We start from the raw sequence: 12,435 nt of genomic DNA, 5'->3' as shown, positions 1-12,435 counted from the left end.
TTACAACGTTGAACGCGTCCTTCGGGCCATTCGACGGCCAGCCCGCTACCTTCTCCGCTTCCGGTCCTTTCCTCCGGCGCGGTCCTGCCGTTCGGCCACGTCCCGCTCCGCCCAGCGCTGGGACTTGCCTGCCGACACCACCTTCTGGTGCCACTCCCGCTGGTAGGCGCGCTGCGCGGCCACATCGCTCCGCCGGGCCAGCGCAGCCAGCTCGCGCTGCAGCTTAAGGTAGCTGTGCCAGCGCCGCTCCGCGAGGGTGCCGTCGGCGAGGGCCAGTTGCACCGCACAACCGGGTTCGCGCTGGTGGGAGCAGTCAGAGAACCGGCACTCCGCGGCCAGCTCCTCCACATCGCCGAACATCTCACCCATGCCGTCCTCGGCGTCGAACAGCCCGAAGCCCCGCACCCCGGGAGTGTCCATGAGCACCGCCCCGTTGGGAAGCGGCACCAGTTCCCGGGACGTGGTGGTGTGCCTGCCCTTGAAGTCGCCGGAGCGCACCTCGCCGGTGTGCTGGACGTCGCGTCCTGCCAGCGCGTTGATGAGCGTCGACTTGCCCGCGCCGGAGGGCCCCAGAAGCACAATCGTGCCGCCCGGCGGGATGTGCTGCAGCAGTCCGTCGATGCCGTCACCGGTTTCCGCGGACGTGGTCACCACGTCCACGCCGGCGGCCTGCAGGATGACCTTCCCGACGACGTCGTCCGCCACCGCGGCGAGGTCGGCTTTCGTGATGATCACCAGGGGAGTGGCCCCGGAGTCCCACGCGGCCACAAGGGTCCGCTCCAGCCGGTTGTGCGTCAGGGGCCGGTCCACCGGCACCACCACACCCACCATGTCCATGTTCGCGGCCAGGACCTGTGCCGCGGACGAATCCTCAAACGCGCGCTTGCGGCTGAGTTCGGACAGGCGCGGGAGGACGCCCAGGATCTGGCGTCCGCCGGCACGGTTTGGTCCGGTCCAGACCCAGTCGCCGGTCACGGGAACGTCACCGGCAAGGGGATACGGCAGGTGCAGGAGTACGTTGTCCACCGCCACGAGCAGCCGGTTGCGGTCCACGCGGACCACCCGGCCGCGGCCAGTTGCTGCCGGTAGCGGGTTGGATTCGAAGTGCCGGGCCACCGCGGGCGTGTAGCCATAGGCGACGGGCCCGTCAGGGCTGTTCGAATGGTTTGTTGTAGTGCCGGTCAGGGGAATACCTGAAGGATTGTTCACGTCGGTTGCCTCGGGTCAGTCCCCGGCCACCGTTGCGTTCCAGCCCGGGGGACCCGGGACAGTCAGGCTCGAACGGTGCCGCAGAGGGAAGTGGTCTGGTTGATGGGTGCGGGGCGCTCTGGGCGCGCGGCAACAGCAGTCATCAAAACCACCTCCATTCCCTCCGGGTCGTCTCCGTCCTGCCGGGGACGGCAGGACGGACCGTGTCCCACTTTAGACCGGTTATCGCTGCAGTTCCAGAGCGCGTTTCTGCCTGGCGGAGATGGACGAGACGTAGCCGCAGTTGGAGCACGTGATGTTGTATTTCCGGGATGTGGTGAACACCGGAATGAAGAACAGAGTGAATTTGGTGGCGCGCTCTTCCAGGTGGTGATGGACGAAGGAGCGGCAGTACTGGCAGGTTGCTGGCTTGCCGGGAAGCGCCTTGAGTACCGTCTTGAAACCGAAGAGAAGGAGCATGGCGGGCCTTTCGGTGGTCCTGTTCCGGTTGTCCGGTGTTATCGGACAACCATAGGCGCTTTTCCTGTTCCGCGCTCACGGCCGGTGCTGCTGCGGTGCCGGCCGGGGCGGTGACATACTAAGGGTCAGCACAGCGTTGGGGGGACTGGGGGGACATGGTTCTGGACACCGCGACGCTCCGGATCGCCTTCGGCCTGATGGCGCTGGTGCTGGTGGTTCTTTTTTACTTCTCCGCCTACCGGATCACGCGCTCGCCGTACAGCGGCTGGTGGTGCCTTGCCCTGGTGTTCTTCCTTGCGGGGTCCGCCTGCTTCCTGCTGGATGGGACCGTCCACCAGGTATGGGCCAACCCGCTGGGGAACGTGCTGCTGGTGCATGGCGGGGTGGCGGTCTGGGCAGGTGCGCGGTCCCTCCGGACGGTGCCGCCGCCGAGGTGGGCCTTCACCGGGATCCCGCTGGCCACCCTGATCGCCTCCGTGCTGGACAACCCCGCCACGAACACCTGGTCCGGCGGGGCCGTGTTCCTTCCCGCGATGAGCGTCAGTATTGGATTGGCGTCGCGGGAGTTGTGGCGCCTGGAGCCGGGCTATTCACGGGTCCGGATCCCCATGGCAGTGTCCGCCGGCGGCCTGGCCGTCTTCTACTTCCTCCGCTGGGTGGCGTTCCTGCTGGAGGGGCAGCACGGGCCCACCTTTACCACCGTTTTCGGCTCGGCGGTGACGACCTTGGTGACCATGGTGCTGCTGGTGGTGGTTTCCTTCAGCATGGCCGCGTTGAGCAGCGAACAGCAGACCCGTGCCCTCCGGGTGGTGGCCTCCCGGGACGACCTGACCGGATTGCTCAACCGCAAGGCCTTCGTTGACCTCGCCGCCGAACTGCTGTCGGACCGCACCGTCACCCGCGGCTCCGGCGCGCTGATCCTGGCCGACCTTGACCACTTCAAGGCGGTGAATGACACATACGGCCACGCCGCAGGGGACACCGTCCTGCAGCGTTTCGCGGAAACCTGCACGGAGACCGTGCGGTCAACGGACCTGGTGGGCCGGTACGGCGGCGAAGAGTTCGTCCTGCTTATGCCCGGCGCCAGTGCAGAGCGCGCGGAACTGATTGCCGAGGAGATCAGCCGCCGCCTCGCCGCAGGGCCAACAATGGACGGGATGGAGATGCCTACCGTCAGCTACGGCATTTCCATGTACGACGGCGGGACTTCCGGGGTGGACGACGTCATCGCCGCCGCGGACGCGGCTTTGTACGTGGCCAAGTCAAAGGGCAGGAACCGCACGGCCCGCAGCGACGGGATTCTGTAGCCCGGCGGGGCACGGCCCCACCGATCCGCGCCGCACCAGTGTTGCGGTGAACTCCTCCGGAGCGGCGGGGGGCAGTCCGTGGATTTGCCTGATCAGTGCCTTCGCGGCAGCCACGCCCATGTTGTACACCGGTTGGGCAATCACGGTCAGGGGCGGGGTGGTCAGCCTGGTCCAGGCGAAATCGTCGTACATCAGGAATGACACGTCTGCTGGAATGGCCAGGCCCAGTTCCTGGATGGCCTCCACAACTCCCAGTGCAATCAGGCCATCCGAGGCGACCACCGCCGTGGCCCGGTCCGGCCCGCGGAGAACCTCGCGGGTAACACCGCGGATGGATTCGGCGTCGCCGGCGTTCAACCGGACGAGGTCTTCCGGGAAGGGCAGTCCGGACTCCAGGAAGGCCTGCCGCATGCCTTCGAGGCGGTCTGCGATCTGCGACGAATTCAACGTCATTCCAGGCCGGTACGGGGTGTCGGTCTTCAGCGTTGACACAAAGGCGATCCTCCGGTGGCCGGCCTGGATCAAGTACTGCGTTGCTTCCAGCGAAATCTTCTCCATGTCCACCGCTACGGTGTGGACGTCCAGGCCCTCGGCGGTCCGGTCGATGAACACCAGCGGGCGCCCCGCCTGCTGAACCTGCTGAAGGTGGCTGGTGTCTGCTGATGACGCGGGAGCGACGATGAGGCCGTCCACGCGCTTGTCCAGCAGCACCCGGACGGCATCCACCTCCGCCGCCTTGTCCTCGTCGGTGTTGACCAGGATGACGTTGAAGCCGGCTTTTTTGGCGATGTCAGTGATGCCCCGGGTGGCGAGTCCGAAGTGCGGGTTTTCGATGTCGCCCACCACCACGCCGATGGTGTTCGATTTTCCCGTGTTCATGCTGCGGGCCAGTTCATTGGGACGGTAGGAAAGTGCCTCCGCTGCGGCGAGGACGCGTTCGCGCACATCGTCGCTGACGGCGCCGTAATTTCCCAGCGCCCGAGCGGCCTGTGCCTTGGACACCTGGGCTGCTTTCGCGACGTCGGCAACGGTTACATCCCGCCGCCGTGCTCCTTCACCGTTCATCTTCACCTTTCGATGGGGCTGTTGACGGCCGCTGTGACGTGGACTGCATTTCTATCAATCTATGCGAGTCCGGTCTTTCCTAGTTCAGTTTCCCTGCTAGCCGCTCGCGCATGGAGACGCTGGCGGCGTTCAGGCCAACCAGTTCCACCTCGCGGCCGTGGCGCTTGTACTTCTCGGTGACGGCGTCCAGCACAGCGATGGTGGAGGCGTCCCAGAGGTGCGAGGCGTGCAGGTCCACCACCACGCGGGCGATGTCCGGCGCGGCATCCAGGGCGTACTCGAACTGGGTGTAGAGGTCGTTGGAGGACGCGAAGAAGAGCTCTCCGTCAACGGTATAGGTGGCCACGTTCTCGCCGTTAACCTTTAGTACGGTGCGCTCCACGGTGACGAAGTGGGCCACGCGCCGGGCGAACATGGCCATGGCGGCAAGAACGCCGACGCCGACGCCGATGGCCAGGTTGTGCGTCGCCACCACCACGCCCACGGTGATGAGCATGACGGCGGTTTCAGACTTGGGCATCCGGCGCAGGGTGCGCGGGGCGATGGAGTGCCACTCGAAGGTGATGGCCGAGACGAAGATCATCACAGCCACCAGTGCGGCCATGGGGATGAGGCCCACAACGTCGCCCAGCACCACCACGAGCACCAGCAGGAAGACACCGGCCAGGAAGGTGGACACCCGGCTGCGCGCGCCAGAGCCCTTGACGTTGATCATGGTTTGGCCGATCACCGCGCAGCCGCCCATGCCGCCGAGGAAACCGGTGACAATGTTTGCCACCCCCTGGCCCCACGACTCCCGGGTCTTGTTGGAACGGGTGTCCGTGATGTCGTCCACCAGCTTGGCTGTCATCAGGGATTCCAGCAGCCCCACCAGTGCCATGGACAGCGAGAACGGCGCCAGGATTTGGAACGTCTCCAATGTCATCGGGACGTTCGGCAGGAAAAATGACGGCATGCTCTCCGGAAGCTGGCCCTTGTCCGAGACGGTGGGCACGTCCACGCCGGCCAGCACGGCAAACACGGTGAGCAGGACGATCGCCACCAAAGGCGAGGGCACCGCCGTCGTAATCCTTGCCAGGCCCACCACGATCACCAGGCCCGCGGCGACGAGGGGGTAGACCATCCAGGGGACGCCAATCAGTTCGGGGAGCTGGGCCATGAACACCAGGATGGCCAGCGCGTTGACGAACCCGACCATGACGGACCGGGGAATGAAGCGCATCAGGCGGGTGACCCCGGCGACGGCAAGGAGGATCTGGAAGACCCCGGCCAGGATCACCCCGGCAATGAGGTAGTCCAGCCCGTGGCTGCGCATCAGGGGCGCGATAACCAGCGCAACAGCACCGGTGGCGGCGGAAATCATGGCCGGCCGTCCGCCTACGAATGCGATGGTCACGGCCATGGTGAAGGAAGCGAACAGGCCGATCCGCGGGTCCACGCCGGCAATCACGGAGAAGGCGATGGCCTCCGGGATCAGCGCAAGGGCAACCACCAGGCCGGCCAGGGCTTCAGTCTTCAGCCTGCGCGGGGAACGGAGCGTGGCCCGGACCGACTGCAGGTGCTGGGGCGACGGCGCTGCAACCGAAGAAGCGGTGGATACGGCCATGGAATGGCTCCGTTCAGGTCGGGAAGGCAGGCGGACGCCTTCGCGTGGTGGAGAATGGGGCGCTGCAGTGCGCCGAAGCTGGTGGGGCTGGCCGGCGCAGGGGCGCTGCAGGACAAGCCACTTCAACTTTACGCGGAAGGTGCGGCCGGCCAGCGCCTGCGCTGTTGCCAAACTGTGCTTTGCCGGCGGTCCGCTGCCGGGGGAGCCGGGAAAGGCGGCTGATAAAATAGCCGGGTTGCAGGGCGGCCTTCCAGCTGGTCCAACCAGCGCCGTAACGAAGTAGGGGACCAGACAAATCATGACGGCAGGCGGGTCACACGTCGGGACTTCGGAGAGCCAGCCGGCCGCGCCGGTTGAGTCCTCCGCGCCGGCGACAGGCCGCGCCTACCTGGCCATCATTGAAGGATTTGTGGGCGCCCTCATGATGTTCGTGGGTTCCATCGGAACCGGCTGGATCGCCAACGGTTCGCCCATGATCCGCCAGCCCGTGGTCATCGCGCTCCGCACCGAAGGCTGGGGCGTCACCGTGTCCACCGTCCTGCTGACCGTGGGCGCCATGGTGCTGATGCGGTCGTGGCTGCGGCTGGGCCAGCGCCTGGCGGAATGGGGGAAGTCTTCCCTGCGTTCGGTGGTGATCGCCATTTCCGCCTGGTCCCTGCCCCTGCTGTTCTGCGTGCCGGTCTTCTCCCGGGACGTCTATGCCTACACAGGCCAGGGGCGGCTGGTGCAGGAGGGCCAGAACCCCTACGAAGTGGGAATCTCCACGCTCAGCAACTGGTTTGCCCTCGGCGCCGACCCCGCCTGGGCGGAAAACCGGACCCCCTACGGGCCGTATTTCCTGTGGCTGGCGCGCGGGGTGGTGGGACTGACCGGGGCGCAGCCGGACGTCTCCGTCCTCCTCTTCCGCCTGCTGGCCGGCGTCGGGGTCCTGCTCTGCGTCATCTACGTGCCCAAGCTGGCGGAGCTGCACGGCATCAATGGCGCGCGGGCACTCTGGATCGCCGTGGCCAATCCGCTGTTCCTCATCAGCTTCATTGCCAGCGCCCACAACGATGCCCTGATGGTGGGCCTGGCCGTGGCCGGCGTCTACTTTGCGGCCACCCGACGCTACATCCTGGGGATCTTCCTCGTCACTGCGTCGATCGGGATCAAGCCGATCACCGTCCTCCTGCTCCCGTTCCTCGGTGTGATGTGGGCGGGCCCCTCCGCGTCGTGGCCGCGCAGGTTCCTGATGTGGGGCGCGACGGCGGGCATCAGCTTCGGCGTGCTGCTCTTGAGCGGCATCCCCTACAACCTGGGCATCGGCTGGACCTGGGCCATCATGGATCCTACTCCCGGCTACACGGGTTATTCGCCGTCAGGCTTCCTGGGGCAGCAGGTTGAATTCCTTGCCAATGTGCTGGGGCTCCCGGGCGGGACGCTCGCCACGTGGCTGCGGACCGGCATGAAATGGGCCGCCATCGCGGTCGTCCTGCTGCTGATGTTCCGTGGTGACTACCCGCGGGCGGTGCGCCGGATGGCGCTGGCGTTCACCGCCGTCGTGATGCTCTCACCCATCATCCAGCCCTGGTACATCCTGTGGTTCCTGCCTTTCCTGGCCGTCACCGGGATCCGCGACGACTGGCAGATCCGGTCCCTGTACGTGGGCGTCACGTTCTTTGTGGTGTTCGGCGCGCAGGACCAGCTCTCCGTGTGGTCCTTCGTGGAGCTTCCCATTGATGCGTCCACGCTGGCGTTCTTCACCGCGCTCGCGTTCACGTTCTACCTGCTGTTCCTGGATGTGCACACCCGCAAGCTGCTCATCCAGGGCAGGCCGTGGGACCTTGCACGGCGGGGCTGGAAGTGGCTGCTGGCCCGGCGGGAAAGGGCCGTCAGCAGCTGACCCCTACGCGTTGCCGGCGGGAACCGGCGCCGTCGTTTTCCGGCCCAGCTCCGCCGTCCGCTTCACGGACCACCAGAGGAGCACCACGAGCAGTACGTTGCGCGTGGTGAGGATCGCCGCCATCACGGGGTGGGCGTGGATCAGCGGGGTGTAGAACAGCGGGTAGATCACGAAGGTGGTCATGGCGATGCCCATCAGCAGGGCGGCCGGGACTTTCCAGCGTTCCCAGTCGTGGGCCAGGCCGGCGATGATCACCGGCGCCAGCCAGATGATGAACTGCGGGGAGCCCACCTTGTTGAACACGATGAACGCGGTGACCATCATGAGTGAGCCTTCGAGGAACAGCTCCTCGCGCTCGGCGCCGCGCTTCAGGGCGCGGATGAGCAGGACGGCGGCCCCCACGGCCGCGAGAATGAGCAGCGGCTGCATCAGGAACGCGGCGGTGCTGGCCCCGGGGCCGTAAACCTCGGTGGAGTTTATGGCTGTGTTGTCCGCCATTTTCGAGCCGGCGATGTTGAAGACGCTTAGCCAAACCCACGGCGTGGAGAAGGTGGCCTCAAGCTGCATGCCGCGCTCGCCCTGGTTCAGGAGGAAATCCAGGATGTGCGGCAGACCGCCGGACAGCCATGTGCCCGCGGTGACGACGGCAGTCACGGCGACGCCCGACAGGACAACCTGGATCCGCTTCCGGCTGGCGATCACGATGGGCGCCAGTACGGCCGCCGGCCACACCTTGATCCAGGTGGCGATGCTGAGCAGGACGCCCGCCACCACGGGCCGCTCCGCTGCATAGAGCAGCGCGATCAGCACGATGGGGGCGGTGATGCCCTCCACTCGGGCGAAACTGAGGTAGCCCATGAACACGGTGAAGAAGAGCCACCACCAGGCGGGCGCAATGCCCGTCACCTTCCGGGGGCCACGGGTGAGGTAGAGGAGCCCGACGGCGTTGAGCGCCGTGATGATCAGGAACCACGCCAGCAGGTAGAGGCTTGGCCCGGCGATGTTCGCCAGGAAGATGGGGATCTGCGCCAGTACCGGATAGACCCAGGGGCTGATTTTGCCGTCGAGGTCCGCGGGGTTGTACCCGTCCAGCGCCCACTGGCGGTACTGCTCGGTGTCGCTGAAGGTGTCGCCGTGCAGGAAGAAGGACGCCATCCAGCCCAGGAAGTAGAGGTGGACGACGGCGAAGCCCCACCACACGCTGGACGGGCGGGCGAACCAGTCCACAACCTTGGCGGGCAGGACTTTGCTGCGGACGGTCACCAGACGGTCAAAGAACCTCGTGGAAATCTCAGGACTCCTTGAACGCGGGGGCGGCGGCCGGGGCCTTCTTGCCCAGCAGGTACAGGCGCCGGACGCTCCACAGGAACAGGACCACCAGGAGGACGTTGCGGATGGTGAGCACCAGGGCCATCCACGGGTTGTTGTGGCTGAGGGCATCGTAGAACAGCGGGTAGATGAAGTACGTGGCCACGGCGATGACGATCAGCATGGCGGCCGGGACGCGCCAGTCCCGCCAGCTATGGGCCAGGCCGACGGCGACGGCGGGGGCGAGCCAGACCATGAACTGCGGCGAGCCCACCTTGTTGAAGACGACGAACGCGGTGGCAAGGGTGAGGGCGCCGGCCAGGAGCAGTTCGGTGCGGTCCGCACCGCCACTGAGCTTGCCGTTATGCAGGGCCCAGAAGGTCATGCCCGCGACGAGCAGCGCGGCCAGGATCAGGAGGGGCTGCATGAGCACGGACATGACGGCGGTGCCGGGCCCGTCCACCTGCATGGAGTTGATGTCAGTGTTCATGTACATGCGGGAATCGCCGATGTTCAGGACGGACAGCCACAGCCAGGGTGTGGTGAAGGTGGCCTCGAGCTGCATGCCGCGGTCGCCTTGCTGGGTGAGGAAGTTCAGCAGCTTGGGGACGCTGCCCACTGCCGCTGCCAGTGCGACGACGGCCGCCGTCGTCGTAATTCCTGCCAGGACCACCAGGATCCGGTTCCGGACGACGGCGAAGAGCGCCAGCATGACGGCGGCCGGCCAGACTTTCACCCAGGTGCCGACGGCGAGGAGGACGGAGGCAATGAAAGGGCGGTTGACGCCATAGGCGAGGGCCACCAGGACCAGGGGTGCGGTAAGGCCGTCCACGCGGGCGAACCCGAGCCAGCCCATGAGGAAGGTGAACACCAGCCACCACCAGCCTGCGGGGATGGCTTCCGTGTGGCGGCCGCGTCCGGTGAGTTTGAGGAGTGCCCAGCCGTTGAGGAGGGTGGTCATCAGGACCCAGAGGAAGAAGAACGGTCCCGGTCCCGCGATGCCTGCCATGGCCATGGGGATCAGCGCCAGGATGGGGTAGACCCAGGGGCTGGGGCCGCCGGAGAGGTTGGCGTCGTCGAACCCTGCCATGGCCCAGTCGCGATAGATGAAGGTGTCGCTGAACGCTTCGCCGCGCAGGGACAGCGAGGCGGCGAAGATGAGGAAGACAAGGTGGACCACGATGAAGCCGCCCAGCAGACCGCGCCCCGTATTCAGCCTGGCCCTCGCCGGCACGGGGAGGATCACATTGCGGATCCTGGTGAGATTGCCGAAGATAGCTTCCGTGGAAATGGCGGGATCCTTGTCAGTTGTGGCACATATATCGTGCTGCGCGGGTGCTTGGTTCTGCCCCGTGGCGGTGTTCGGTGGCTTCGGAGCCGGCTGAAAAACAGCCTCCGCCCCGCGTTCAACTCTAAATGACCGCGCGTTGGCACCGTAATTGCCGCCGCGCCGAATAGCGGTGCTCCGCCTGACCTGCGGTTATTTTTCTAAAGTTGCTGGCGCGGCGTTGCTGGTGCACCATGTTCGAGGCACTAAGGTGCCTACTTGTCGTCTGCAGCCTGGGGGAGCGCAGCCGGTTGCCCCACCCCTATCCCCCTATCCAACAAAGGCTCTACCGATGAACTTCCCACTGACCCTGACCGTCGCCGACCGCCAAAGCATGGACAGCGAACTGGACGCAGCCGTTTCCGCGGCCAGGACCCACGCACTTGCAGAGAGGCGCCATGGCATCCTGGTCACGCGGCACGCGGCCAACAAGTTCACGGTTTCCCTGAGCGAGGCCGTTCCCTTCGGCCTCACGCGGGAACAACAGGCCTGGTAGGCCTTTTCTCCGGTTGCACTAGCTGCCGGAGCCGTTCCCTTCGCCTGACACCCGCCCGCTGCGCTGCTGCAGCCGGTCAATGTGCTTGGACGCTTCCGCCTTGCTGAGGTCCGCGGGCAGTTCTTCTCCCGCTTCCCGCGCCAGCGTATCCAGGTAGCTGCGCTGTGCCGCCGTCATGGGCTCATCCCCGGTCACCCAGTCTTCGGGATCGCGGTTGAGGCCTGCATCCGGCTCAGGAGTGGGGCTGCCGATGGTTTCTTCTCCGTTGTTGTCCATGGGAAGAAGTTTAGGTGCGGGGTGGGACATTCTCGAGGCGTGGCATTTGCGTGCCCTGATGTGGACAAACCCCCTGTCGCTCAAGGAAGGCCCGAGGGTTCCTGCCTCGAGGGTGAAGTTGTCAGGTTGAGCTCAATGAGTTCCCTGAGCGACTGTCAGCATGGTAGAGATCAGGCCCTACTCTGACGGTCTTTTCCGCGCTGCCGGACGTCAGGTTGGGGTGTGCCCCAACGAGACGGGCTCACGGAGTGGAGGGCCTATGAACGGCCGCACCGTAGCCGACTTCAACAGGCCTTGACCGCGCACGTTGCTCTGCAGCCTCGACGGGTTCGAAATAGGGACGTGCACTGCGTACACGTAGGGGAAAGTTTGAATAGCTTCCCAGTGCGGGCGTGACCGAGCTGCAAATGCCTAGCCATACATCGCGGCCTCATTACGGTAGAGGTTGGTTAGGCTCAAGACTATGGAATTCAAGCAGTTACGGGTCTTTTCGGCTGTGGCCGAGGATCTGCATTTTGGTAAGGCCGCGCGGCATTTGGGGGTTTCCCAGTCAACGGTGAGTGATCAGGTCCGTGCCCTTGAAACTCACTTCGGGACCGAACTGCTATCCAGGACCAGCAGATCCGTGCAGCTTACGGCCGCGGGAGAAGCCCTCCTTGAAGGCTCTAAGCGGCTTCTGGATGAACTGGATAGGGTTCAGAGCCAGGTTTCTGCCGTAGCTGCTGGCCGACAGGGGACTTTACGGATCGGTGCTGTAGGTCCTGCGATGAACTACTTGGTGCCGCACCTCCTGAAGGAGCTTCGGCGTCAGAGCCCGGACCTTGAGATCACTATTGCCTCACTTAGCACCGCAGTCCAGTTGCGCCAGCTATCGCAGGGCCAGATCGATTTGGGCTTTGTGCGCAGCGTTCAGCACGTACGTGGGGTCCGATTGGAGAAGGTGCTTGAGGAGCCACTGACGGCTCTGTTGCCGACTACGCACAGGCATGCAGCTGCGGAATTTCTGGAGATCCAGGATCTTGACGGGGAGGACTTCGTCTACTGGCCGCGTATCTCCAATCCCGACCTCTATGACGTTCTCATCGCCACCTGCTACCGGCACGGGTGCAGCCCACGCCGCATCATCGAGAGCCACGATATGGCTACCCAGCTCGCACTCATCGCCTCGGGACTTGGCGTCTCTGTCCAGCCAGACTCCTTCCGCTATGCCCCTCGTCGGGACGTGGTATTTGTTCCTCTGAGGGGTCCTTTACCGAAAATCGCCCTCCACATGGCCTGGTCGCCGGAAAGTGATTCGCCAGCCGTGAAGGCTGCCATTGCTGTGGCCCGGCAGTTTAAAAGCGGGCAAATCTCAAAATAGATCATTCGAATCAGTCGATCGATTGATCGGTTCCAATCGGTTGTTTCGATGTATCACTCGGACTTACGGTTGTTTTGTCAGCTTCGTCACAGGGAATACCCCTCCTGGCCAGCCCCCAAAATTACCCCCGAGGATTACTC

11 protein-coding genes are annotated in these 12,435 nt (G+C 65.2%); 4 read left to right on the top strand and 7 right to left on the bottom strand.

Annotated elements, in window-relative coordinates:
- Positions 1-45: 45 nt before the first annotated feature.
- Together rsgA and AC5RUU_RS04865 are read right to left on the bottom strand one after the other, a co-directional pair.
- Positions 46-1,209, bottom strand: a complete 1,164-nt coding sequence (gene rsgA / locus AC5RUU_RS04870; RefSeq protein WP_493974089.1) for a ribosome small subunit-dependent GTPase A — start codon at positions 1,207-1,209, stop codon at positions 46-48.
- Positions 1,210-1,431: 222 nt separating this feature from the next.
- Entirely contained in the window at positions 1,432-1,668 is a 237-nt protein-coding gene (locus tag AC5RUU_RS04865) for a zinc-ribbon domain-containing protein (protein ID WP_009358071.1), read from the bottom strand.
- Positions 1,669-1,823: 155 nt separating this feature from the next.
- Between AC5RUU_RS04865 and AC5RUU_RS04860 the strand changes: the two genes are divergently transcribed.
- Entirely contained in the window at positions 1,824-2,975 is a 1,152-nt protein-coding gene (locus tag AC5RUU_RS04860) for a GGDEF domain-containing protein (RefSeq protein ID WP_493974088.1), read from the top strand.
- Here AC5RUU_RS04860 and AC5RUU_RS04855 read toward each other — a convergent pair.
- Complete coding sequence (locus tag AC5RUU_RS04855; protein ID WP_493974087.1) at positions 2,931-4,040, bottom strand: LacI family DNA-binding transcriptional regulator; 1,110 nt, start codon at positions 4,038-4,040, stop codon at positions 2,931-2,933. The genes AC5RUU_RS04860 and AC5RUU_RS04855 overlap by 45 nt on opposite strands.
- 79 nt (positions 4,041-4,119) lie before the next feature.
- Positions 4,120-5,646, bottom strand: a complete 1,527-nt coding sequence (locus tag AC5RUU_RS04850; protein ID WP_493974086.1) for a SulP family inorganic anion transporter — start codon at positions 5,644-5,646, stop codon at positions 4,120-4,122.
- A 298-nt stretch (positions 5,647-5,944) separates the two neighbouring features.
- Between AC5RUU_RS04850 and mptB the strand changes: the two genes are divergently transcribed.
- Positions 5,945-7,528, top strand: coding sequence for a polyprenol phosphomannose-dependent alpha 1,6 mannosyltransferase MptB (gene mptB / locus AC5RUU_RS04845; protein WP_493974085.1), 1,584 nt, complete (start codon positions 5,945-5,947; stop codon positions 7,526-7,528).
- A 3-nt stretch (positions 7,529-7,531) separates the two neighbouring features.
- On the opposite strand, the gene AC5RUU_RS04840 is transcribed toward mptB, so the two are convergent.
- Together AC5RUU_RS04840 and AC5RUU_RS04835 are read right to left on the bottom strand one after the other, a co-directional pair.
- Positions 7,532-8,791 carry a glycosyltransferase 87 family protein gene (locus tag AC5RUU_RS04840; protein WP_493974084.1) on the bottom strand — a complete coding sequence of 420 codons (1,260 nt, stop codon included), beginning with the start codon at positions 8,789-8,791 and terminating at the stop codon, positions 7,532-7,534.
- A 28-nt stretch (positions 8,792-8,819) separates the two neighbouring features.
- On the bottom strand, positions 8,820-10,082 hold the full coding sequence (locus tag AC5RUU_RS04835) for a glycosyltransferase family 87 protein (RefSeq protein ID WP_493974083.1): 1,263 nt from the start codon (positions 10,080-10,082) through the stop codon (positions 8,820-8,822).
- A gap of 373 nt (positions 10,083-10,455) precedes the next feature.
- Here AC5RUU_RS04835 and AC5RUU_RS04830 point away from each other — a divergent pair, with 373 nt between their 5' ends.
- Positions 10,456-10,659: a hypothetical protein gene (locus tag AC5RUU_RS04830; RefSeq protein WP_493974082.1), complete on the top strand. Its 204-nt coding sequence runs from the start codon at positions 10,456-10,458 to the stop codon at positions 10,657-10,659.
- 18 nt (positions 10,660-10,677) lie between these two features.
- On the opposite strand, the gene AC5RUU_RS04825 is transcribed toward AC5RUU_RS04830, so the two are convergent.
- The gene (locus AC5RUU_RS04825) at positions 10,678-10,935 is read right to left on the bottom strand and encodes a DUF3072 domain-containing protein (RefSeq protein WP_493974081.1); all 258 of its coding nucleotides are present in this window, start codon (positions 10,933-10,935) and stop codon (positions 10,678-10,680) included.
- A 463-nt stretch (positions 10,936-11,398) separates the two neighbouring features.
- Here AC5RUU_RS04825 and AC5RUU_RS04820 point away from each other — a divergent pair, with 463 nt between their 5' ends.
- Positions 11,399-12,295, top strand: a complete 897-nt coding sequence (locus AC5RUU_RS04820; RefSeq protein WP_493974080.1) for a LysR family transcriptional regulator — start codon at positions 11,399-11,401, stop codon at positions 12,293-12,295.
- Positions 12,296-12,435 lie beyond the last annotated feature (140 nt).

This window comes from Arthrobacter sp. K4-10C, assembly GCF_059090085.1.
Note: the sequence above shows the minus strand (reverse complement) of the source record. Positions and strands in the feature narration are given on the sequence as shown.